This is a genomic window from Aeromicrobium sp. P5_D10, from assembly GCF_054049535.1.
In genome coordinates, this window is the sequence record NZ_JBFUME010000008.1 from 233,469 (window position 1) to 254,227 (window position 20,759).

At 64.4% G+C, this 20,759-nt stretch carries 23 protein-coding genes and 1 tRNA gene; 17 read left to right on the plus strand and 7 right to left on the minus strand.

All coding sequences use genetic code 11. From position 1 onward, the window contains the following. Position 1: 1 nt before the first annotated feature. From ACXJKC_RS16505 to ACXJKC_RS16525, 5 genes are read left to right on the plus strand one after another with little or no spacing between them, the layout of a single operon-like run. Positions 2 to 409, plus strand: a complete 408-nt coding sequence (locus ACXJKC_RS16505; RefSeq protein WP_456697835.1) for an MmcQ/YjbR family DNA-binding protein — start codon at positions 2 to 4, stop codon at positions 407 to 409. 28 nt (positions 410 to 437) lie between these two features. Next, entirely contained in the window at positions 438 to 1,355 is a 918-nt protein-coding gene (locus tag ACXJKC_RS16510) for a class I SAM-dependent methyltransferase (protein WP_456697836.1), read from the plus strand. A gap of 26 nt (positions 1,356 to 1,381) precedes the next feature. Beyond that, positions 1,382 to 2,023: a dTMP kinase gene (gene tmk, locus ACXJKC_RS16515; RefSeq protein WP_456697837.1), complete on the plus strand. Its 642-nt coding sequence runs from the start codon at positions 1,382 to 1,384 to the stop codon at positions 2,021 to 2,023. Beyond that, a complete protein-coding gene (locus tag ACXJKC_RS16520; RefSeq protein WP_456697838.1) occupies positions 2,020 to 3,171 on the plus strand; it encodes a DNA polymerase III subunit delta' in 1,152 nt (383 codons plus the stop codon). The genes tmk and ACXJKC_RS16520 overlap by 4 nt, the downstream gene beginning before the upstream one ends. Continuing rightward, the gene (locus ACXJKC_RS16525) at positions 3,168 to 4,703 is read left to right on the plus strand and encodes an alpha/beta hydrolase (RefSeq protein ID WP_456697839.1); all 1,536 of its coding nucleotides are present in this window, start codon (positions 3,168 to 3,170) and stop codon (positions 4,701 to 4,703) included. The genes ACXJKC_RS16520 and ACXJKC_RS16525 overlap by 4 nt, the downstream gene beginning before the upstream one ends. A gap of 74 nt (positions 4,704 to 4,777) precedes the next feature. Here the strand turns inward: ACXJKC_RS16525 and ACXJKC_RS16530 are convergent, their stop codons facing one another. Together ACXJKC_RS16530 and ACXJKC_RS16535 are read right to left on the minus strand one after the other, a co-directional pair. Next, positions 4,778 to 5,296: a DUF937 domain-containing protein gene (locus ACXJKC_RS16530; protein ID WP_456697840.1), complete on the minus strand. Its 519-nt coding sequence runs from the start codon at positions 5,294 to 5,296 to the stop codon at positions 4,778 to 4,780. A gap of 46 nt (positions 5,297 to 5,342) precedes the next feature. Next, on the minus strand, positions 5,343 to 5,630 hold the full coding sequence (locus tag ACXJKC_RS16535) for a chorismate mutase (RefSeq protein ID WP_456697841.1): 288 nt from the start codon (positions 5,628 to 5,630) through the stop codon (positions 5,343 to 5,345). 95 nt (positions 5,631 to 5,725) lie between these two features. Between ACXJKC_RS16535 and ACXJKC_RS16540 the strand changes: the two genes are divergently transcribed. The 5 genes from ACXJKC_RS16540 (at position 5,726) to ACXJKC_RS16560 (ending at position 11,053) form a co-directional block, all read left to right on the plus strand. Further along, a tRNA-Thr gene (locus tag ACXJKC_RS16540) sits at positions 5,726 to 5,798 on the plus strand. A 69-nt stretch (positions 5,799 to 5,867) separates the two neighbouring features. Further along, positions 5,868 to 6,041 carry a hypothetical protein gene (locus ACXJKC_RS16545; protein WP_456697842.1) on the plus strand — a complete coding sequence of 58 codons (174 nt, stop codon included), beginning with the start codon at positions 5,868 to 5,870 and terminating at the stop codon, positions 6,039 to 6,041. A gap of 59 nt (positions 6,042 to 6,100) precedes the next feature. Then, complete coding sequence (locus ACXJKC_RS16550; RefSeq protein ID WP_456697843.1) at positions 6,101 to 7,207, plus strand: acyltransferase family protein; 1,107 nt, start codon at positions 6,101 to 6,103, stop codon at positions 7,205 to 7,207. Positions 7,208 to 7,386: 179 nt separating this feature from the next. Further along, complete coding sequence (locus tag ACXJKC_RS16555; RefSeq protein ID WP_456697844.1) at positions 7,387 to 9,030, plus strand: ABC transporter substrate-binding protein; 1,644 nt, start codon at positions 7,387 to 7,389, stop codon at positions 9,028 to 9,030. 40 nt (positions 9,031 to 9,070) lie between these two features. Next, the gene (locus ACXJKC_RS16560; RefSeq protein WP_456697845.1) at positions 9,071 to 11,053 is read left to right on the plus strand and encodes a S9 family peptidase; all 1,983 of its coding nucleotides are present in this window, start codon (positions 9,071 to 9,073) and stop codon (positions 11,051 to 11,053) included. Positions 11,054 to 11,135: 82 nt separating this feature from the next. Here the strand turns inward: ACXJKC_RS16560 and ACXJKC_RS16565 are convergent, their stop codons facing one another. The 3 genes from ACXJKC_RS16565 to ACXJKC_RS16575 form a co-directional block, all read right to left on the minus strand. Beyond that, on the minus strand, positions 11,136 to 12,326 hold the full coding sequence (locus ACXJKC_RS16565; protein WP_456697846.1) for a hypothetical protein: 1,191 nt from the start codon (positions 12,324 to 12,326) through the stop codon (positions 11,136 to 11,138). 75 nt (positions 12,327 to 12,401) lie between these two features. Further along, positions 12,402 to 12,770 carry a cupin domain-containing protein gene (locus ACXJKC_RS16570; RefSeq protein WP_456697847.1) on the minus strand — a complete coding sequence of 123 codons (369 nt, stop codon included), beginning with the start codon at positions 12,768 to 12,770 and terminating at the stop codon, positions 12,402 to 12,404. 121 nt (positions 12,771 to 12,891) lie between these two features. Next, the gene (locus tag ACXJKC_RS16575; RefSeq protein WP_456697848.1) at positions 12,892 to 13,257 is read right to left on the minus strand and encodes an ArsR/SmtB family transcription factor; all 366 of its coding nucleotides are present in this window, start codon (positions 13,255 to 13,257) and stop codon (positions 12,892 to 12,894) included. Between the two features lie 69 nt (positions 13,258 to 13,326). On the opposite strand from ACXJKC_RS16575, the gene arsB reads away from it, so the two are divergent. The 7 genes from arsB to ACXJKC_RS16610 all read left to right on the plus strand — a co-directional run bounded on the left by arsB (position 13,327) and on the right by ACXJKC_RS16610 (position 19,272). Then, positions 13,327 to 14,427 carry an ACR3 family arsenite efflux transporter gene (arsB, locus tag ACXJKC_RS16580; protein WP_456697849.1) on the plus strand — a complete coding sequence of 367 codons (1,101 nt, stop codon included), beginning with the start codon at positions 13,327 to 13,329 and terminating at the stop codon, positions 14,425 to 14,427. Beyond that, a complete protein-coding gene (locus ACXJKC_RS16585; protein ID WP_456697850.1) occupies positions 14,424 to 14,837 on the plus strand; it encodes an arsenate reductase ArsC in 414 nt (137 codons plus the stop codon). The genes arsB and ACXJKC_RS16585 overlap by 4 nt, the downstream gene beginning before the upstream one ends. Next, positions 14,834 to 16,162, plus strand: coding sequence for an NAD(P)-binding domain-containing protein (locus tag ACXJKC_RS16590; protein WP_456697851.1), 1,329 nt, complete (start codon positions 14,834 to 14,836; stop codon positions 16,160 to 16,162). Before ACXJKC_RS16585 ends, ACXJKC_RS16590 begins: the two co-directional genes overlap by 4 nt. Then, on the plus strand, positions 16,159 to 16,671 hold the full coding sequence (locus ACXJKC_RS16595) for an N-acetyltransferase family protein (protein WP_456697852.1): 513 nt from the start codon (positions 16,159 to 16,161) through the stop codon (positions 16,669 to 16,671). The genes ACXJKC_RS16590 and ACXJKC_RS16595 overlap by 4 nt, the downstream gene beginning before the upstream one ends. An 83-nt stretch (positions 16,672 to 16,754) precedes the next feature. Next, positions 16,755 to 17,414, plus strand: coding sequence for a DsbA family protein (locus ACXJKC_RS16600; protein ID WP_456697853.1), 660 nt, complete (start codon positions 16,755 to 16,757; stop codon positions 17,412 to 17,414). 25 nt (positions 17,415 to 17,439) lie between these two features. Then, entirely contained in the window at positions 17,440 to 18,033 is a 594-nt protein-coding gene (locus ACXJKC_RS16605) for a nucleotidyltransferase family protein (RefSeq protein ID WP_456697854.1), read from the plus strand. Positions 18,034 to 18,138: 105 nt separating this feature from the next. Beyond that, positions 18,139 to 19,272, plus strand: a complete 1,134-nt coding sequence (locus tag ACXJKC_RS16610) for an XdhC family protein (protein WP_456697855.1) — start codon at positions 18,139 to 18,141, stop codon at positions 19,270 to 19,272. Positions 19,273 to 19,298: 26 nt separating this feature from the next. Here ACXJKC_RS16610 and ACXJKC_RS16615 read toward each other — a convergent pair whose 3' ends face one another. Then, complete coding sequence (locus ACXJKC_RS16615; protein ID WP_456697856.1) at positions 19,299 to 19,928, minus strand: maleylpyruvate isomerase family mycothiol-dependent enzyme; 630 nt, start codon at positions 19,926 to 19,928, stop codon at positions 19,299 to 19,301. After that, the gene (locus ACXJKC_RS16620; RefSeq protein ID WP_456697857.1) at positions 19,928 to 20,758 is read right to left on the minus strand and encodes a fumarylacetoacetate hydrolase family protein; all 831 of its coding nucleotides are present in this window, start codon (positions 20,756 to 20,758) and stop codon (positions 19,928 to 19,930) included. The genes ACXJKC_RS16615 and ACXJKC_RS16620 overlap by 1 nt, the downstream gene beginning before the upstream one ends. Position 20,759 lies beyond the last annotated feature (1 nt).

Sequence of the window (20,759 nt, forward strand, 5' to 3'; positions counted from 1 at the left end):
CATGTCCGACCTGCCTGCCGAACTCCTCGACCGGGTGCGCGCCATCTGCCTCGGTCTCCCCGAGGTGTACGAGGAGGCGGCCTGGATCGGCGTGCGGTGGCGGGTTCGCAAGCGCACCGTCGCGCATCTGCTGTCGGTCGACGAGCGTGAGACGTCAGTGCTCAAAGGTGCGTTCGATCTCGACGGTGAAGTCACGGCGGTGACGTTCCGGGTGCCGGGCGAAGAGCTGCTTGCGTTGCGCGAGGCCGGCTACCCATTCGCCTATGCCGGGTGGGGGCGCGATGTCATGGCGATGCATGTGACCGAGCAGACTGATTGGGACGAACTCGCCGAGCTGATCACCGAGAGTTTCTGTCTGCTCGCCCCGCAGAAGCTGGTCAAGCAGATTTCCCGGCCCGAAGTCGGGTGAGGCCTCGGCGGGCGGGTACCTGTCGTACATGGTTGCGACGCAACGCCTTCGCACGCTCGTCCGGCATCCGGGCCAGGCAGGTCGTGGCGTTGCGCGCCGTCTCCGCAGATTGGTTCCGACCCGAAGTGCGGTTGCCTGCCTGGTGTGCGGCTCGCGGCGCACCCGAGTCACGTCGGTTCCCCGCAAGAACCGAACCTATGAGATCCGGGTGTGCGAGCGCTGCGGATATCTGTCGAACTTCGACAACACGGTCGACTACGGCGCTTTCACATCGGTCGAGAATTTCAGGCTGACGCCGCGGGTGGGTACCGAGCAGCATCGGGGCCGAGAATTCCACATGGCGACCATGGGGATCGAGATCTTGGACCGTGAGGACCTGCAGGTCATGGTGTTCGGGGCCGGCCGGAGCCTGGACTACCGGCACATCGGACGGTTGCCGGAGGTAGAGCGGGTCGTGATGAGCGATGTGGTCGAGCTGACCAGCGAGGTCGACTTCATCAACATCCGCGACGGAACCGATAAACGGTTCGATCTGATCATCGCGTGCGAGGTCGTGGAGCATTTCACCGATCCGCGGACCGAGTTCGCACGATTGATCGGACTGCTGATGCCCGAGGGGATCCTCGTGTGCTCGACCAATGTCTACGACGGCGGTAATTTCGCCAAGCACACCTATCTGTATTCGCGAGGTCACGTCTCCTACTATTCGGCCAAAGCAATCAGAATGCTCGCGCGTGCGAACCGCATAAAGGTCGACCTCCGCACTCCCGAGATCGTGCTGGGTACCGCCGGTCCGCGCAAGAAATACCTGTTGCTTACCAGATCCGAGAGCAACTGGCGCAGGATCGAGCAGTACTTCGCCGAACGTCAGTACGCCCCGGCCGAGGACGTCGAAGCGTTCGAGGCTGTGCACGGGCCGCGACCCGGCGGCACCAAAAGGCCCTGACGGGGGCACCGACTACGCTCGACACCATGGATCCGCTCTTCACCGACACCGGGGTGTTCCTCGCGCTGGAGGGCGGCGAGGGTGCCGGCAAGTCGACTCAGGCCGCGCTGCTCGTCGAATGGCTCGAAAGCCTCGGCCAGCGGGTTCTGCTGACCCGCGAGCCCGGGGGGACCGAGGTCGGCAAAGTCCTGCGCCGCATCGTGCTGTCGAATGAGACCGGCGAGCTGTCGCCGCGCACCGAAGCGTTGATCTATGCCGCCGACAAGGCTGAGCACGTCGATCTCGTCGTACTTCCGGCATTGGCCGAGGGTGCCGTCGTGCTGACCGACCGATATGTCGATTCCACGTTGGCCTATCAAGGGGCCGGTCGGGCACTCGAGATCTCCGAGCTGGAGCCGGTGGCCCGATGGGCGACGTCCAATCTGCGCCCGCACCTGACGATCGTGCTCGACATCGATCCCGCGATCGGCCATACCCGGTTCGAGGGCGCTGATCGGATTGAATCCGAGCCGCTCGAGTTCCACCAGCGAGTTCGGCAGCACTTCCTCGACCTGGCTGCGGTAGATCCCGAGCATTACCTGGTGGTCGGCGGTGGCGGCACTCCCGACGAGATCCACCAGCAGATCCGGGTGGCGGTCGAACCGTGGCTGCGACAGGCTGTGCGATGACCGTCGTGGACGTGTGGTCCGAGCTCGTCGGCCAGGAGCCCGTCGTCGAGACGCTGCGCGCTGCTGTGGCCTCGGCAGGTGGCGACGGCCGCTCGATGACCCATGCGTGGCTGTTCACCGGACCGCCCGGTTCCGGACGCTCCAATGCCGCGCTGGCCTTCGCGGCGGCATTGCAGTGCGAGAACGGTGGTTGTGGCCACTGTCAGTCGTGCACCACGGCACGGGCCGGCAGCCATCCTGACATCACGGTCATCACGACCGAGGGTCTCTCGATCGGCGTCGACGACATCCGCGAGTACGTTCGGGCGTCCTCATTGCGTCCGGCGCTCGGGCGATGGCAGCTGCTGATCGTCGAAGATGCCGACCGGCTCACCGAGAAGGCCGCCGGCGCCTTGCTCAAGGCGATCGAGGAACCGTCCAAGCACACCGTGTGGATGCTGTGCGCACCGTCGGCCGAAGACGTCATGATCACTCTGCGCTCGCGGTCACGCTCGGTGATCCTGCGGACCCCCGGAACCGCGGCGATCGCCCGGCTGCTGGTCGAGCGCGATGGCATCGAGCCGGCCATGGCGCAGGCCGTCGCAGCTGCCTCGCAGGGACATATCGGTCGGGCGCGGGGGCTGGCACGCGATTCGGCCGCACGTGAGCGGCGCAAGATGATCTTGTCGATCCCGGCCTCGATGCATGATCTGGGTGACTGCCTGCGGGCTGCCAATCAGATCAACGAAGAGGCGCAGGCTCGGGCCAAGGACTATTGCGATCCGCAGGACGAGAAAGAGATGACCGATCTCCGGTCCGCCTGGGGTGTGGAAGAACGCGGACGTCGCCCCGCGGGATATGCCGGTGCTCGGTCGACGCTCGAGAAGGACCAAGATCGGCGTCGCAAACGGATGGCACGTGATGCGATCGACGGCGTGCTGCTCGACCTGTTGTCGTTCTGTCGAGATGTGTTGGCTCGGCAGTGCGCCGACGACATCGAGTTGGTCAACGCCGATGTTGTCCAAGACATCGCCGAAATGGCTCAGGTGTGGACGCCCGAGTCGACGATCCAGGCCATCGATGCCATCGTCGAGTGCAGGGTCGCCCTGACCGCCAATGCGGCACCGCTCCTGGCCCTCGAACGCATGATGATTGGACTTCGCCGGTGAGTCGTGCCCGCACACCCTTGCTCCTGACGGTCCTCTTCGCGTTGCTGATCGGCGTCGCGGTGTACGCGGCCTTCGCGACTCGAGACAAGGACGCCACGTTCACCAGGCCCACGCCGGTCGATGCGCCCGCCCCCAAGGGCCTGGAGAAGGTCTATACGCAGAAGCTCGCCTGGTCGTCGTGCGGCTCGGGTTCGGCCGAGTGCGCGTGGGTCACGGTGCCGATCGATTACGACGTGCCTGACGGTGCCACGACCAGGGTGCGCATCAAGGTGCATCCCGGTGACGGTGCGACCCGGAGCCTGCTGGTCAATCCGGGTGGTCCGGGTGGGTCCGCGATCGACTTCGCCGACACGATGTTCAACCGGTTCCCGACCGAGGTGCTGAAGACGTACGACATCGTCGGCGTCGACCCTCGGGGAGTGGGTCAGAGTTCACCGCTGAAGTGCCTGTCCGACAAGCAGTTCGATCAGTTCGTGGCCACCGACTCCTCGCCCGACGACGCTGCCGAGATCGCCGCGTTGCGGGCCAGCACCACGACGCTGGGTCGGGCCTGTCTCGCCAACTCAGGTGAACTGGCGGCGCACGTTTCGACGGTCGAGACGGCTCGTGACATGGACGTCGTGCGGGCGTTGCTCGGCCGCACCGAACTCGATTGGTTCGGCGCGTCGTACGGAACGCTGCTGGGTGCGGTCTACGCCGACCTCTTTCCCGACAAGGTCGGTCGGATGGTGCTCGACGGAGCGGTTGATCCGAGCGAGGATGCCGTCGAGGGGAGCTATGCCCAGGCGACCGGCTTCCAGCGGGCGTTGAGCGCCTACGCCAAGGACTGTGTGAAATCGAAGGGCTGCCCGCTCGGTGATGACGCGCAAGCAGGTGTGACCAAGATCGTGGATCTACTCGACCAACTGGACGCCAAGCCGCTCAAGGCGGGCAAGACACGCCAACTCGTCGAGAGTCAGGCCTTCTTCGGGATCGCCGTCACGTTGTACGACCAGGCGACGTGGGACTACCTGAGCGATGCTCTGGAGGCTGCGTTCGACGGCGACGGCAGCATCCTGCTGACGTTGTCCGACGCCTACTTCGAGCGTCAGGCCGACGGCACATATGCCGGCAACGGCAGCCAGGTCATCTATGCCATCAACTGTCTCGACGGCGGCGATTCGCTGACTCTGCCCCAGACACAGGCCCAGATCCCCAAGTTCACGAAGGCATCGCCGGTCTTCGGGCCCGCCCTCGTATGGGGAGCGTTGGGTTGCGCCGACTGGCCGATCAAACCGACTCACCCGATCCCCGAGATCGACGCCGAAGGTGCCGCCCCGATCCTGGTCGTCGGCACCACCCGTGACCCGGCCACTCCTTATGAGTCGGCCGAGGCGCTGGCCGAGCAGCTCTCCTCCGGCGTGCTGTTGACCCGGGAGGGCGATGGCCACACGGCCTATCTCTCAGGCAACAGATGTGTCGCAGCCGCGATCGACGCCTACCTGGTCAAGGGCACGGTCCCCGACAAGGGAACCGTCTGCAAGGAAAGCTAACCCTCAACCCCTGGGGAGCGGTGCGCTGGCGTCCAAGCCCGGCGCGGATCTGGACGCCAACGCACCGCCCGAACTCACTTGCCGAAGATTGAGCCCAGGATCGAGCCGATGTCGGGCGAGCTGGGCTTGGCCTCGGAGTTGGCCTTGCTGACGACGTCCTTGACGGTGCCGGAATCGGCCTTGCCGCCGCTGGTGGCCTTCTTGGCCAAGAACGCCATGACGAGCGGTGCGACGATCGCGAGGATCTTCTGTACATCAGGGCCGGAGACGCCGTCCTTGTTCTTGGCGATGGCATCGGAGACGTCAGGGGTCGAACCGCCGAGGACCTTTTCGAGGATGCCGCTGCCGAGGACACCGCTGATCAAGCCGCCGATGTCACCGAGGGGGTTTGCGTTGGCGTGGGCGCCCAGCGCGTTCGCGAGTGAGGCAGCGCCGTCGTCGCTCTGCACGTTCTTGTCCATACCGCCGAGCAGAGCCGGAAGGCTGTCCTGGATGACGGACTCGACCTTGTCGGGTGCGACTCCGACCTGATCGGAGATCTGCTGGAGCGTGCCGGGCGGGAGCTGGGTGAGGATGTCGTCTAGGAGAGCCATGCCAGCACACTAGTGGTCGCAGGCGACCTGCGACCAGAGGTAAATGTCAGCTACGGATGTCTTCGTGGTGCCGGATGACCTCGGCGATGATGAAGTTGAGGAACTTCTCGGCGAATGCCGGATCGAGGTCGGCCTCGATGGCCAGCGTCCGCAGCCGGGTGATCTGCCGTTCTTCGCGGGCCGGATCAGCGGGCGGTAGATCATGCTCGGCCTTCAGCCGGCCCACTCGCTTGGTGTACTTGAAACGTTCGGCCAAGACATGGATGAGCGCCGCATCGATATTGTCGATGCTTGCGCGGATCTCTTCGAGTTCAGCCTGCGTCGCGTCAGTCACGCGGGTGATTCTACGGGGGTGGGTCGGTGACGCGTGCTCTCGACCACCCGGTAGACTCATTTATCGGTTCACCGGGCGATCCTCGGCGAACCTTGGCCGCCTTAGCTCAGTCGGTAGAGCGTTTCACTCGTAATGAAAAGGTCATCGGTTCGATTCCGATAGGCGGCTCACCTTTCTTCAGGAATGTAAGCCATTGATCCCCGTCGGTGCGGATCGTGCTTCGGATACCGTGGTGCCGTGAGCGAGCAGATGCGGAAGTGGCTGTCGCTGCTCCCGATCGTCTTCATAACAGTGTTCCTGATCGACTGCCTCAACGATCGCGACGACATCTGGGCTGCCATAGGCGCTGCGACGCTGTCGTACTCCCTTTGGGATGCATGGAGGAGATGGCGACCAACGCCCCTATCCTGACCACGTGTGCGGTCGGTGCGCGATAAACAAGAAGATAAAATTCTCGGTAGTCTCTGGCGGTGACCACAGATGCGAACAGCACCCGCACACGATTGGACTCGTTGACGGGACTGAGGTTCTTCGCCGCGTTCCTCGTGTTCGGATTTCATGCCGGCGCCTATGGGTTGGATCGTCTGAGCTTTGATCCGCTCGGCAAGGGCAACACAGGCGTCTCGTTCTTCTACATCGTCAGCGGTTTCGTGCTCGCGTGGTCGCTGCGCAGCGGGGACACGCATCGGGCGTTCTGGCAGCGACGGTTCGCTCGTATCTATCCCGCCTACGCGGTCGCATGGCTGAGCGCCGTGGCGATCATGGCACTGGATGGCAAAGCGATCGGTGCGTCGACCTTCGTGCCGTTGACGCTACTTCAGTCGTGGGTTCCCGATCAGACTTTCTACTTCGCGGCGTCGGCGGTGTTCTGGAGTCTGTCGTGCGAGGCGTTCTTCTACGTCGTCTTCCCGTGGCTGATGCCGGTGATCAACCGGGCTTCGTCGAAGGCTCTCGCGCTCATGACTGTGGTGCTGATTGCGTTCATCGCGGCCGTCGCTTGGGCGTGCGTCGGGTCTCAACCTGAAAGCGTCGGAACCTGGCTGGTCGACTTCTTCCCGCCGACCAGACTTGCGGAATTCATCGTGGGGATCATCCTTGCCGTTGCGGTCAAGCGCGGCATGCGATCGCCGCTCAGCCTCAGCCAGGCCGGTGTCTTGTCTGTGGCAGCGGTGCTGGTCGCGACCCAGGTTCCCGCGACTTTCGCAGTCTCATCCATCACGCTCGTGCCGTTCATGCTGCTGGTCGTGGCGGCAGCGAGTGCAGACATCCGGCAGCGACCGTCAGTTTTCCGCGCCCCGGTCATCGTCAAGCTCGGCGTCTGGTCGTACTGCTTCTACCTCGTCCACACACAAGTGCTCGCGGTGGTGTTCGAACTTGCCAGTCGTGCAGGCCATCCGAAGGAAGACCTGACCACGGCTGCGGCTATGGTCCTGATTCTTGTCAGTCTTGCCGCAGCAGTCGCCGCCTCATGGGCGCTGCATGTTCTGGTCGAGCGGCCTGCCGAGAAGCGGCTACGACCCAAGGCGCAACGCGACGGTCGCCCCAAACTCGGCGCGGGCGAAATAGGTCAGACGTAATCTGACCGCATGCTCTCCCGTCCAGCGGAGCAGTCGCTCGAGCGGGGTGAACATACCTTCTACATACGCCGAAATGACCGCCCACGATTTTCGACGTTCACCGGTCGTTGACCTCCTGCGTTAGTTCATACGCTCCTTCCAAGCGGCGACCGGCCGTTCAGATCTCGCGTGGAGGACCTATGAGGCTGGCGTGCACGAAGTCAGGTACCAAGATGCTGGTCGCTGCTCTTGCAGCGGTGACCGCAATGACCATGAGCGGGTGCAGCTCGAGCGAGGACTCGACCTCGCCCAAGAAATCGTCCTTCGGGGCTGTCGGCTCCGGCGACATCCCCGAGCTGAAAGTGGCGCTCGGCGCGGGAGGGCGGAGCCTCGATCCGGCCCATGCCTATGACGGGACCTCTTCGCTCATCAACAATGAGGTGCTTGAAGGCCTCCTGACGTATGAGCCGGACGGTGAGCTCGTGCCCCGGCTGGCGAAGTCGTGGAAGGAAGCAAGCCCGACGAGTTATGTCTACGATCTCCGGCCCGGCGTCGAGTTCAGCGACGGCAGTCCTCTGACTGCCGAGGACGCCGTCTTCTCGATCGAACGTCAGATGGACCCTAAGGTCGCCAGTGAATACTCGTCCTATTTCGGAAGTGTCAAGAGTGTGGCCGCCACAGGTGACTTGCAGGTCACCGTCACGTTGAAGGCAGCGGACCCTTACTGGAAGTACGTGCCAGGTTTCGCGTGGCCTGTCGTGCAGAAGAAGTTCGTCGAGGCGCACCCCAAGGATCTGGGTACCCCCAGCGCGATGACGATCGGAACGGGGCCTTACGTCACGAAGAAGTTCTCGCCCACGACGGGCGCGACCTTGGTGCGCAACGAGAGCTACTGGGGCGACAAGCCGGCGGCCAAGACGATCACCTATGTCGTCATCGCCGATCCGGAGGCGCGACGACTCGCGATGCAGTCGGGTGATGTCGATGCCACCTGGAGCGTTCCGCTCTCCCAGTCGAGCTCGTGGGATTCCATCTCACAGATCAACGTCGGCTATGTGTCGGGAACGGCCTCCTCGTTCTACTCCTTCGACGTCACGAAGGCGCCGTTCGACGACGTCCACCTGCGCAAAGCCATCTCGTACGCCGTGGATCGTGAGGGCATCGCCAAGGCGATCTTCAAGGGCCGCGCGGACCCGTTGGTCACCCCGCTGCCGAAATCAGTCTGGAGCGGTGTTCTCGCGGCCGACGAGGTCAACAAGTTGTACGCAGATCTGCCCGACTATGCATTCGACCTGAAGAAGGCGAAGGCGGAGTTGAGCAAGTCACGGTACGCCGATGGTCTGGAGATCACCCTTCCGGTGGTGACAGGAACCGACGACGTCAAGGTCGCCGAGACGCTCAAGGAGAACCTGAAGTCGTTGGGCATCACACTCACGATCAAGCCGGTGTCCTCGGCCGACTGGTTCGGTGCGATCTACAGCCACGACGACCTGGGGATGCAGGCCATGCGGCTCGCGAGCGACTACCCCGACCCATACGCGTGGACCAAGGTGCTGATGAACAAGGAGCAGGCCAAAGCCAACGGTTTCAACACGTCGGACTACTACAACGCGGAGACCGAGAAACTGCTGCAAATTCAGGCAAGCTCGACCGAGGTCGCGGAGCGCACCCGTGCCGCCGAAGGCCTGATGAAGGCCGCTGCTGACGATGCCGCTTACGTCGGGATCATCGCGCCACAGCAGGGATTCGCCCTGAGCCAGAAACTGGCCTACGACGGCGCGCTGAGTCAGTGGACCCAGCTATTCGGTGACTGGGTTGGCCGGATCAAGCCCGCAGCCAAATAGCTCACACCTGCGGGACACAGACAACGAGGAAGAAGGACAGATGAAGGACATTCGAGGGACCAGCGAGTACGCATCGGTCACCGAGCACCTCAGGCAGCTGCACGAACCGGCCTTTGGTCGCCCTAGCTCGGTCATGGACGTCAAGGTGTCCCCTGACGGGAACGATGTGTTCGTGACCGGGGCGGTGCTGGATCAGCTCGACGGGGCACCCCGGACGTCCATCTTCAAGGTCCGCGATCAGGCTTTCGTCCCGGTCCTGGAGGGTCGCGCGTCGGCCCGCAACGCACGTCCATCACCTGACGGCGACTACATCGCGTTCTTGTCGGATCGTGATGAAGCGGGAACATTCCAGCTGTTCGTGGCGGCGGCCGACCGATTGGACCGGGCCTGGGCGGCTCCTGCCGTCGACGGCACGATCGAGTACATCCAATGGTCCCCGACCGGCGAAACTCTGCTCGTGGGCGTCGCCGGATTCGGTGCCCATCTTGCGGGTGGCCAGGGGTCCGGAGTCAACCATTCGGCCCCCACCGACCTGCCTGCGTGGCACCCGCAGATCGAGGAGGGGGTTCAAGAGTCCGCCTGGCGATCCTTGTGGACCTACTCGCTGAGATCCGGCGAGTTGGCCAAGATCTCGCCTGAGGGGCTCAATGTCTGGGAAGCGAGCTGGTGCGGCAACGGCGCGGTCGCGGTGATCGCGAGCAGAACTCCCGACGAAGATGCGTGGTACGGCGCCTCGTTGTGGTCGATCGAGCTGGAGAGTGGGCGGGAGCGCGAAATCTGCACAAGCGATGTGCAGCTGGGAGTTCCTGCCGCCTCGCCGAACGGTCGCTACGTTGCGGTCATTCAGGCGGTGTGCAGCGATCGCAAGATCCTCGCCGGCGATCTGGTGCTCGTGGATCTGGAGTCGAACGAGCAGGCCACTGTCGAGACGGGGCGTACGGACGTCACATCACTGGAGTGGGTCGATGACGACACATTGGGACTCTTCGGTCAGCGCGGCCTGGACTCGGTGGCCGGTTCCATCAGCGTCCATACCAACGAGTTCACCGAGCTCTACAGCACCTCGCTCTCGTGCGGGCCGCTCTATCCGGAGGGCACCTTCACAAGTGCCGATAGCGTCCTCCTGATCCAGGACTCCTACTCTGTGCCCCAGCAGGTCGTGGCCGTCAACCGCAAGGGAACACACGTACTGGCATCGGTGGCGCACGAAGGCTCCAAGTACCTGCTCTCGATCGCGGGTTCGTCCCGTCCGGTGTCGTGGACGGCGCCGGACGGCCTCATGATCGAGGGCATCCTGTGCACGCCGGACGGCGAGGGGCCCTTCCCACTGGTCGTCAATATCCACGGCGGTCCGATCTGGGCTTTCCGGGACAGCTGGTCCTTGCACTACGCATGGGTTCCGATGCTGGTCGCGCGCGGGTATGCGGTCCTCAACCCCAACCCCCGCGGAAGCGGGGGCAGAGGGCAGGACTTCGCCGGACGTGTGGTCGGAGACATGGGAGGGGCCGACACCCACGACTACCTCTCCGGCATCGACGCATTGGTTGACCAGGGACTCGTTGATCCCACTCGGATCGGGCTGATCGGCGGAAGCTATGGCGGTTTCATGTCGTCATGGCTGGTCACGCAGGACACCCGATTCGCCGCCGCGGTGCCAGTCGCTCCGGTCACGAACTGGTACAGCCAGGGATTCACGAGCAATGTCGCCGGATGGGGTAACTCCTTCTTGGACGCCAACCCCGAAGAGCCTGGGAGTCAAGTGCACACCCGCAGTCCCGTGCTGCACGCGAGCAAGGTCAGGACTCCGTGCCTGAACGTCGCCGGTGGGCTCGATCTGGGCACACCACCCACGCAAGCTCAGGAGTTCCACCATGCGCTCCGTGGACAGGGGGTGGAGTCGGTGCTGGCCATCTACCCGCTGGAGGGTCACGGTGTACGCGCTTTTCCAGCGTTGATCGACTTCCTCACCCGAGTCATGATGTGGTTCGAACGCCACATGCCGGCCAGCCCAGCCAAAGACTGACCATGAGCCGTTCCTGCCTTCGGACCTGGCGCAGAAGGCAGGAACGGCCGCCCGGGGGCAGATATCTTGCAGTGAATCGGTTCTAGGCCGGGGGCAGTTTCACGACTCGTTGAGGAGCATCGCCTTTGGGTGTGACGTTCGCGAACAACGCCAGGGTGTTTCCCGGACTCGTCTCGGTGAGCATGGTGTCCTTCGGCATGATTCGTGCGGTTCCAGTCTTGAGATCGATCAGGAACTGCGGGGCCGGCCAGTCGCCGCCCGAGACCGTTATCCCGATCCAGCCGCCGAAGTCCCGAATATCCTGAGGGACCGGGTAGTTCTGATCTTCGCCGTCGCTCGGCGTGGCGATCGTCGTCGTGCGGCCTGACGCCTCCTTGAACGTGAGCACGGGATCATCGACGTCGGTCTTGTTGGTGTTCTCGATGTGCCGACCCACACACCAGTATTCGGAAGCCCTGGTGGTTCCTGCTCCGCAGAAGCCTGGATCGGTGGCAAACCGGTTCGCGGGAACTGGTGTGGTTTCACCGGTCCCGAGATCGAGTGCCTGCTGGACGTTGTTCTGCTCGTACGTGAGCGAGCCTCCGTCGAGCTGGATCCCCTCGGCGTCATGCACCAACACCTTGATGGCCTGGGAGCCGTCGACGGGGACCGCGTGGATGGCCGGACGCCTGCCCTTCTTGCGGTCCAACGTGCGAGTGCTGAAGTAGGCGTTGCCTTCGTGGATGAGGAGATCATCTCCGTAGATGACTTTGCCGCTGGTGTCGGTGAGCCGCCCGAGCTTCGTCACAGTGCCGGTCTTCCTGTCGAAGGCGCGGATCTCGAAGTCGCCAATTTCGAACGCCAGGTCGTGTCCTTCGAGCCAGACGATGCTGTCGGCCGTTGCCGCGATGTCGGCGACAAAAGGGGTGACTCGCCTGCACGACTCGTCGAGGACCGTGAACTCCTCGGTCCTGAGGTCGTAGATGAACGGATATGTCCGCGACTCGATTGGCCCGGGAATCGTCTGGTGTTCGGGCTCCGGCAGTCCCATCGTCCCGAACAAGTTGTTGTCGTCGACGAAACCGGTGAAGGACACCTCCCGTTCGCCGAACTTTTTGGGCAGTTCTGCAATCAGCGGCAGATCTTCGGCGGGTTTCAGTTTGACGGCGGTTGCCGGTTGGATCGCCCGGTTGACATTCGTCGGACTCGCCTCGGTTCGGAGCGGCGTCGTGCTCGAGCAGCCGCTGATGACCGCGAGCGAGGTGATCGCAGCCGCGAGGGTCCGAATCGTCATGGTCGGATCCTAGGGCGTGCCGGGCCGCGGAGGATCTCGCAGTTCGCGTGAGCTTCCGCGGCGCAGGCAGTCGACCTACTGCTGGGGCACCGACATCGCGAAGTACTTCATGAAGGGTTCCTCGACCTTCCACACTCCGGCCCAACCGGCCTTGAGCGTGAACGAGTCGCCCGCCGTGAACGTCTGGCTTGTGCCGTCGGCTTCTTCGAGTGTCAGTCGGCCATGGATGACTTGGCAGAACTCGTCGCCGGGGTAGGAGTCGATCCGTTCGCTGTGAGGTTGCGCTTCCCATACGCCGACGGTGAAGCTGCTGTCGTCGGTGCTGAGGTAGATGTACGCACGCTCTTGCGGGTCGCCCTCGAGGAGATTCTCGGCAGTGACGTAGTTGCACGGGATCAACTCGTCGTGTTGCGGTGCGCCGGGGAAGACTGGGGTGACGGGCATGGGGAACCTTTCGGAGGACGTCGGCGATTGCCGTGAACGTCCAGCGTAAGGAGCAGCTATGCAGGTGTCGAGATGATCTATTTTGACTACTAGATCGCTTTTATCGATGCAGGTCCTGACGTCACGAACCCGCCGGAGCGCCGGCCGCCAGGGTGCCGGCGAGGGCTTCGAGTGACCCCGGCACGACCGCGTAATAGCTCCAGATGCCGCGCTTGGTTCGACTCAGTAGGCCGGCGTCCACGAGGATCTTGAGGTGGTGGCTGACCGTCGGCTGACTGAGGCCGACCGGCTCGGTCAGATCGCACACGCACGCCTCGCTGCCGTCGTGTGCCGCGACCATCGACAAGAGGCGAACTCGGGTCGGATCTCCCAGTGCCTTGAACTTGGCAGCCAGTGCTGCGGCGTCCTCGGTCGAGATCGCTTCGGAGACCAGGGGCGCGCAGCACGCGCTGAGTTCATCGCGCTCGGAGGTCGCTGTTGTCGCCATGCATCCACTCTAGCCAACGCATTGACATTCGTCGATGGGTTGCTACGCTTCAGGCATCGACAAACTTCGATGGGATCTGATGTGACAATACGTGAAGAGCAGGCGGTCACCGCCAAGCTCTCGACGCTGGACCGCCTGCTGCCGGTGTGGATTCTGGCCGCGATGGCCGCAGGACTCGTTCTCGGTCACGCTTGGCCCGGGGTGGCCGACGTTCTCGACGGCGTCAAGGTCGGATCCGTATCGGTGCCGATCGCGATCGGGCTGTTGGTCATGATGTACCCGGTCCTCGCCAAGGTGCGCTACGACGAGACCCGCCACGTCCTCGATGATCGACGCCTCCTCGGTGCATCGATCGTGTTGAACTGGCTCGTCGGTCCGGCACTGATGTTCGCGCTGGCATGGTTACTGCTGCCAGACCTCCCGGAACTGCGCACAGGCCTGATCATCGTCGGCCTGGCCCGGTGTATCGCGATGGTGCTGATCTGGAACGATCTCGCCTGCGGTGATCGGGAGGCCGCTGCCGTGCTGGTCGTCGTCAACAGTGTGTTCCAGGTCCTCGCCTTCGGAGTGCTCGGATGGTTCTATCTCCAGGTCCTTCCGAAGTGGTTGGGGCTGTCGACCACGAGCGCGGAGTTCTCGATCGTCACGATCACCGTCAGCGTCCTGGTGTTCCTCGGTATCCCACTGATCGCCGGTTACCTGACTCGAACCCTCGGCGAGCGCCGGTGGGGACGGGACGCGTACGAGTCGAAGTTCCTGCCCCGAATCGGGCCATGGGCGCTGTACGGGCTGCTGTTCACGATCGTCGTGCTGTTCGCCCTGCAGGGCGACGCTGTCACGAGCAATCCGTGGGACGTCGTACGGGTCGCGGTACCGCTCTTGGTGTATTTCGCGGTCATGTTCGGGGTCGGCATGGGTGCTGGCCGGCTGCTCGGACTCGGTTATGGACGCTCGACGACCCTCGCCTTCACCGCCGCCGGCAATAACTTCGAGCTGGCAATCGCCGTGGCGATCGGCACGTTCGGTGTCACGTCGGGTCAAGCGCTCGCAGGTGTCATCGGCCCACTGATCGAGGTCCCGGTGCTCGTCGCGCTGGTCTATGTGGCCCTGCGCCTGCGACCACTGTTCGTTGCGAAGAACGTCACTGCTTCAGAAAGGCAAGACCTGTGACCAGACCCACTGTGCTGTTCGTGTGCGTCCACAACGCGGGACGTTCGCAGATGGCTGCCGGATTCCTTCGAGACCTGGCCGGCGACCGCATCGAAGTGCTGTCGGCGGGTTCTCAACCCGGCACGGCGGTGAACCCGGTCGCCGTCGAAGCGATGGCCGAGGTCGGAATCGATATCGCGTCGGCGCAACCCAAGATCCTGACCGCCGACGCGGTGGAGGCCTCAGACGTCGTGATCACGATGGGCTGTGGCGACGAGTGCCCGTACTACCCGGGCAAGAGGTACGAGGACTGGGTGCTCGACGATCCGGCGGGCCAGGACCTCACCTTCGTCAGACGCGTGCGGGACGACATCAGGCGTCGTGTCGAACAGCTCATCGCATCATTCACCACGGAAGGACCAGCGGCATGACTGAACACTCCGATCTACCAGTCATCGTGATCGGCGCAGGTCCGATCGGTCTGGCCGCGGCCGCCAATCTCGCCGCCTACGACGTGTCCACCGTCGTGCTGGAGGCAGGTCCCGTCGCGGGCGCAGCAGTAGCGGAGTGGGGGCACATCCGGCTCTTCTCGCCGTGGTCGGAACTCATCGATCCACGAGCGCGCCAGATCCTTGAACGCACGGGGTGGGTCGCGCCCAGCGGTGTGGCCTATCCGACCGGCACCGGTTGGGTGGCGAACTATCTCGCCCCACTCGCCGCGGCACTCGGCAACGTCTCGTACGACCGTCGGGTCACCGCGGTCAGCAAGGCCGGACGCGATCTGCTGGTCGACTCCGACCGTGACTCCACGCCATTCGTCGTGCACGTCGCGGGCCCCGATGGCCCGGACCGTCTGCTCGCCCGAGCCGTGATCGATACATCGGGCACCTGGCAGCACACCAACCCGCTCGGCAGCGACGGCATCGCGGCCGAAGGAGAACACGCCCACGCCGATCGGATCTCCTATCGAGTTCCCGATCTGGCGGATCCGACCACGCGGATGCGATATGCCGGCAGACACGTCGTTGTCGCCGGCACCGGCGCATCGGCCAAGACAGCAATCGTCGGCCTGCAGACTTTGGCGTCGACTGAGCCGGGGACTCAGATCACCTGGCTGACGCGGCGAGGAACCGTCCAGTCCGCATTCGGTGGGGAGGACGCCGATGAGCTCGCCGCACGCGGGCGCCTCGGCACGAACGCGCGCCATGCGGTCGAGGACGGATCGGTCGCGACGGTCGCGGGATTCCACACCGTGTCCGTCGGCACGGCAGGTGGACGGCTCCGGATCGAGTCCGCAGACGGCAAGAGCATCGACGGTGTCGACGAGATCATCGCGCTTACGGGTTTCCGGCCCGATCACGGGCTGCTCGCCGAGGTGCGCACCGACGTCGATCCCGTGCTCGGCGCACCCCGCGATCTTGCGCCGCACATCGACCCGAGATTCCACTCGTGCGGCTCGGTCCAGCCCCACGGCGTCGATCTGTTGTCGCATCCGGACAAGGATCTGTTCATCGTCGGAATGAAGTCATACGGCCGCGCCACCTCCTTCCTCGCGCTGACGGGATTCGAACAGACTCGTTCGATCGCTGCCCATCTCGCGGGAGACGTCGAAGCCGCAGCCAAAGTCGAGTTGATTCTGCCCGAGACCGGGGTGTGCGGCGGGTCCGGCGACTTCGGCGACACGACAGACGGTGCAAGCTGCTGCGGCCCGGCAGAGCCCGAGCTGATCCCGCTGGCAAGCCTGACGAAGCGATGAGACCCGAAGACGTGGTCGTCACGGTGATGACGAGCGCCGATTGGGAGCAGGTCGAGCAGATCTACGCCGCAGGAATCGCAACGGGCGAGGCGACCTTCGAATCGGTGGTTCCGACGTGGGAGACGTTCGATACGACCCGTCTTGTCGAACACCGTGTAGTCGCGGTCCAGCGCGACGGCTCGGTGCTCGGCTGGGCCGCATGCGTCCCGGTGTCGTCTCGCGCGGTCTATGCAGGCGTCGTGGAACATTCGATCTACGTCGCACCGAGCGCACGAGGGCAGGGCGTCGGAAGCTTGCTGCTTGCCGAAGTCATCGAGTCGACGGAAGAGGCCGGAATCTGGACGCTCCAGTCGAGCATCTTCCCGGAGAACGAAATGAGTCTTCGGCTGCACGAGCGTCATGGGTTCCGCACCGTCGGCCGGCGCGAGCGGATCGGTCGGGCGGTGTCCGGCCCCTATGCGGGCCAGTGGCGCGACACGATTCTCATCGAGCGTCGTAGCGCTGAGTAGCGGAGATCGGGGCACTTGCCCACGCTGCCTAGGTTTGAGCCAGCTGCGGGCCGCCGAAGAGTGCCCGTATCCGAGAGGGCGGCATGAAGAGATTGACCAAACCCCAAGCGGTGACCGGGGTTGTCACCCTCGTACTGGTGGCGGTGATCGCGGCAGTGGTCGGCCTTGAGATCTCGACCTCGTCCGATCCGGTCGAAGGCGCCGAGGCCTCGAGTCTGGTCGTACGTCCCGACAGCCACCGGCTCGACGAGGCCTCCGATGGCAAAGTGACGCTGGTCGAATTTCTCGACTTCGAGTGCGAGGGCTGTCTGGCCGCCTACCCATTCGTGGAAGGTCTGCGGGAGCGGTATGCCGACAAGGTCACCTTCGTCGCGCGCTACTTCCCGATGCCCGGACACAAGAACTCGCGTACCTCCGCACACGCCGTCGAAGCTGCGGCACGCCAAGGCAAGTTCGAGGAGATGTACTCAAAGATGTACGAGACGCAGACCACCTGGGGTGAGCAGCAGAAGTCTCAGGCACCCCTGTTCCGCACCTTCGCCGAAGAATTGAGTCTCGACATGGACCAGTACGACCGTGATGTGGTCAGTCCAGCGGTTGCCGAACGGGTCCAGAGAGATTTCGACGACGGGCGTGCGGCGGGAGTAACAGGCACCCCGACGTTCTTCCTCAACGGCGAAAAGCTCCAGCCGAACACTGAACAGGAGTTCTACGAGGCTATCGATGCGGCGCTGGCCGACTAGTCTGAACAGCCATGGAGGCGAGTCGATGACCGCAGGGCATGTCGCCGGTGTGATTCTGGCCGCGGGCGCGGGTCGCAGGCTGGGACGGCCCAAAGCGCTGGTGACCGGCCACGATGGACGTCCATGGGTTGTCGACGCAGTCGATACGTTGCGCAATGCCGGCTGCCCCGACATTCTGGTCGCGGTAGGAGCCGAAGCCGACCTGGTCCGTCGTGAACTCGCCTCGGACGTCGTGGTCGTCGACGTGCCCGACTGGCAGCAGGGCATGGGGGCCTCGCTGAAGGCGGGTCTGGCCGCACTCCCAGAGACTCTCGCAGAATCGGCTCTGATCCACCTCGTCGACCTGCCGGACGTGGGTGCCGATGTCATGGTGCGGCTCTTGACGCGCCGTTCCCCTGTAGCCCTGGCCCGAGCCACGTACGCCGGACGGCCCGGGCACCCGGTACTGCTGGGCAGGGAGCACTGGTCCGCCATCGCCGAAACCCTCGTGGGTGATCGAGGCGCGGCGGCTTATCTGACCTCGAACGGTGTCGAGCTCGTCGAATGCGGCGACCTCGCGACGGGCCACGATATCGACACCCCGGAGGCACTTGCGGCGGTTCGCGAAGTCGGCGACTGACCTCACGATGGTTGGTCCGCGAGATGATCTGGGATATTCTCCAACTCGACAGCGGCCCGGTGACGCAGCTCACTCGCTGTCTGCGGATGGGGATGTCTGAGGAACATGCGTGACCTGCTGGAGGAGATCGAGCAGCTCGCCCGCGATGGCGAGACCTTCGCGATGGCGACGGTCGTGCACACGATGCGCTCGGCCCCTCGGCCGGCCGGCGCCGCGATGATCCTCAAGTCGGACGGCAGCGTCTCCGGCTCGGTGTCGGGAGGATGCGTCGAGGGCGCGGTCTACGAGCTGTGCGAACAGGTGCTGGTCGACGGGGTGCCCCGCCTCGAGCGGTTCGGTTACAGCGACGACGAAGCATTCGCGGTGGGGCTCACCTGCGGAGGGATCCTCGACATCTTCGTCGAGCGCATCTCGGCCGCGAGCTTCACCGAGTTGGAACGAGTGGTGTCGTCGATCCGTGATGGTGCACCTGTCGCGGTCACGACGATCATCGAGCATCCCATCGCAGAGATGATCGGGCGTCGGATCGTGATCGATCCGGCAGAGGAGTCAGGATCGACCGGTCAGGTCCGGATCGATGAGGCCGTCGTCGACGATGCCCGGGGCATGCTCGCGGCCGGTACCACAGGCGTACTGACCTACGGGCCGCATGGTGAGCGACTCGACACCGGCATGCGAGTGTTCGTAGCGGCGCACCAACCGCGTCCGCGCCTGATCGTGTTCGGCGCGATCGACTTCGCGGCCGCGGTGTCGAGGGCCGCGTCGCTCGTCGGATTCCATGTGACGGTGTGCGATGCGCGCCCGGTGTTCACGACCGCGGCACGGTTTCCGGCCGCCGACGACGTCGTCGTGGCCTGGCCGCACGATTACCTCCGTGCGCAGGTCGAGGCGGGCCGGATCGACCGGCGTACCGTGCTGTGCATCCTGACCCACGATCCCAAGTTCGACGTGCCGGTGCTCGAACTCGCACTGCAGTTGGAGGGGGAGCGGGCACCGATGTACATCGGTGCGATGGGCTCCCGGGCGACGCACAAGGACCGGATGGACCGACTGGCCGAGACCGGGTTGACGCCTGCCCACTTGGAACGACTGCACAGTCCGATCGGGCTCGACCTGGGCGGACGGACGCCGGAGGAGACCGCGGTCTCGATCATCGCGGAGGTCATCGCCGAGCGGTGGGGCGGCTCAGGCGCACGTCTCAGCGATCTCGACAAACCGGTGCACGGTCGCGCGATGTGACGCGTGGCCGCTCCCGCCCTTGCCGGTCAGAGCCAGGGACCGAGTCGGGGCGCTTCGGGAAGGGTATGCGGCCGCCCCGCGAGCCAGGCCGCGACCTGGTGCCGGGGACCGGCCGGCAACGCGGAGGGTTCCAGGTCCCGCTTGGTGCAGATGTCGTCGATCAGCGCTTCGACGAAGTCGGCCGGCAGGTCCGCGAAACCGATCCCCCGGTCAAGGTCGACAGTGTGGATGAGGACCTCCCGTGACCGCAGCCAGGGAATCTCCGTCGCCGGCATCGCCCGGCCCTGGATCGTCTTGACGGTCGCGGTCCACTGGGCCTCGCTCAAGGCGTCGAATCCGGCTTCCAGCTGACTGCCTGCCTGGTCCAGCCACTCCAACAGTTCGCCAGCGTCTTTGGTGCGGGCCTGCTCGATCGCCGCCTGGCGGGCCTCGACCGAGGGGTACATCGGGGTTTCGATCCCGGTCGCGGCCCAGTGCACGAGATTGCCGAGTGCATCGGCATTGGCCGCGATGTGGGCGACCAACTGTCCGACGGTCCATTCCGGCAGGCAGGACGCGGTGCGGACCTCCGCATCGGTCAGCCCAGCGACAGTTGCGCGCAGGAGGGCACTGCCGTCAGCGGTCCAGCGGCGGGAGTCTTCGAGCGTTCGGGCCATCAGACGTCCTTGATGATGCGATTCGTGCACGCTCCGAGACCCTCGATCTCGGTCACGACCGTCTCGCCGCCGACGAGGTAGACCTGGGGATCACGAGCGTGCCCGACGCCGGCGGGTGTACCGGTCGCGATGAGGTCCCCGGGCCGCAGCGTGATCATCGTCGAAATGTACTTGACCAGGTCGACGGGGTCGAACAACAAAGTTCCGGTGTTGTCGGCCTGCATGACCTGGCCATCGACGATGGTCTTGACCTTGAGGGCTGGACGGACGCCGCCCACCTCGTCAGGTGTGACTAAATAGGGACCGACCGGAGTCGAGGCCTCCCAGATTTTGCCCTGAGTCCATTCGATCGTGCGGAACTGCCAGTCACGCACCGAGATGTCGTTCATGACGGTGAAGCCCGCGATGGCTGCCTCGGCCTGGGCCTCGTCGGCGCGGCGGACTTCCTTGCCTATCACGATGACCAGTTCGACCTCCCAGTCGAAGGCGTCGGTCTCGTCGGGCTTGACGATGTCGTCATGGGCGCCGAGCAACGTGTCGGCGAATTTGGGAAACAAGGTCGGATAGGCCGGCAGCTCCCGACCCATCTCCTTGATGTGGTTCGTGTAGTTGTGTCCCACACAGATGACCTTCGAGGGATGGGGCACGACCGGTGCGAAGTCGGCGTCGGCGACGGCGTACTCGGTTCCGCCCGCGTGTTGCGCGATGGTCTGCCAATCGGGATTTTCCAGGAGTGCGCCCAGGTCGGAGACTCCGAGATCGATGAGCAGATCGCCGTCGAGGCGGACGGCTGCCGTGGAGTCGGCGGTACGGATCGTGGCGAGCTTCATG

What these genes read in the sequence shown, in the direction of transcription:
- ACXJKC_RS16610 (WP_456697855.1), top strand. Translation starts at nt 18,139, where the DNA reads ATGCGTGACCTGCTGGAGGAGATCGAGCAGCTCGCCCGCGATGGCGAG.
- ACXJKC_RS16590 (WP_456697851.1), top strand. Translation starts at nt 14,834, where the DNA reads ATGACTGAACACTCCGATCTACCAGTCATCGTGATCGGCGCAGGTCCG.
- ACXJKC_RS16520 (WP_456697838.1), top strand. Translation starts at nt 2,020, where the DNA reads ATGACCGTCGTGGACGTGTGGTCCGAGCTCGTCGGCCAGGAGCCCGTC.
- ACXJKC_RS16615 (WP_456697856.1), bottom strand. Translation starts at nt 19,928, where the DNA reads ATGGCCCGAACGCTCGAAGACTCCCGCCGCTGGACCGCTGACGGCAGT.
- tmk (WP_456697837.1), top strand. Translation starts at nt 1,382, where the DNA reads ATGGATCCGCTCTTCACCGACACCGGGGTGTTCCTCGCGCTGGAGGGC.
- ACXJKC_RS16600 (WP_456697853.1), top strand. Translation starts at nt 16,755, where the DNA reads ATGAAGAGATTGACCAAACCCCAAGCGGTGACCGGGGTTGTCACCCTC.
- ACXJKC_RS16560 (WP_456697845.1), top strand. Translation starts at nt 9,071, where the DNA reads ATGAAGGACATTCGAGGGACCAGCGAGTACGCATCGGTCACCGAGCAC.
- ACXJKC_RS16605 (WP_456697854.1), top strand. Translation starts at nt 17,440, where the DNA reads ATGACCGCAGGGCATGTCGCCGGTGTGATTCTGGCCGCGGGCGCGGGT.
- ACXJKC_RS16570 (WP_456697847.1), bottom strand. Translation starts at nt 12,770, where the DNA reads ATGCCCGTCACCCCAGTCTTCCCCGGCGCACCGCAACACGACGAGTTG.
- ACXJKC_RS16510 (WP_456697836.1), top strand. Translation starts at nt 438, where the DNA reads ATGGTTGCGACGCAACGCCTTCGCACGCTCGTCCGGCATCCGGGCCAG.
- ACXJKC_RS16555 (WP_456697844.1), top strand. Translation starts at nt 7,387, where the DNA reads ATGAGGCTGGCGTGCACGAAGTCAGGTACCAAGATGCTGGTCGCTGCT.
- ACXJKC_RS16505 (WP_456697835.1), top strand. Translation starts at nt 2, where the DNA reads ATGTCCGACCTGCCTGCCGAACTCCTCGACCGGGTGCGCGCCATCTGC.
- ACXJKC_RS16595 (WP_456697852.1), top strand. Translation starts at nt 16,159, where the DNA reads ATGAGACCCGAAGACGTGGTCGTCACGGTGATGACGAGCGCCGATTGG.
- arsB (WP_456697849.1), top strand. Translation starts at nt 13,327, where the DNA reads ATGGGATCTGATGTGACAATACGTGAAGAGCAGGCGGTCACCGCCAAG.
- ACXJKC_RS16620 (WP_456697857.1), bottom strand. Translation starts at nt 20,758, where the DNA reads ATGAAGCTCGCCACGATCCGTACCGCCGACTCCACGGCAGCCGTCCGC.
- ACXJKC_RS16565 (WP_456697846.1), bottom strand. Translation starts at nt 12,326, where the DNA reads ATGACGATTCGGACCCTCGCGGCTGCGATCACCTCGCTCGCGGTCATC.
- ACXJKC_RS16530 (WP_456697840.1), bottom strand. Translation starts at nt 5,296, where the DNA reads ATGGCTCTCCTAGACGACATCCTCACCCAGCTCCCGCCCGGCACGCTC.
- ACXJKC_RS16575 (WP_456697848.1), bottom strand. Translation starts at nt 13,257, where the DNA reads ATGGCGACAACAGCGACCTCCGAGCGCGATGAACTCAGCGCGTGCTGC.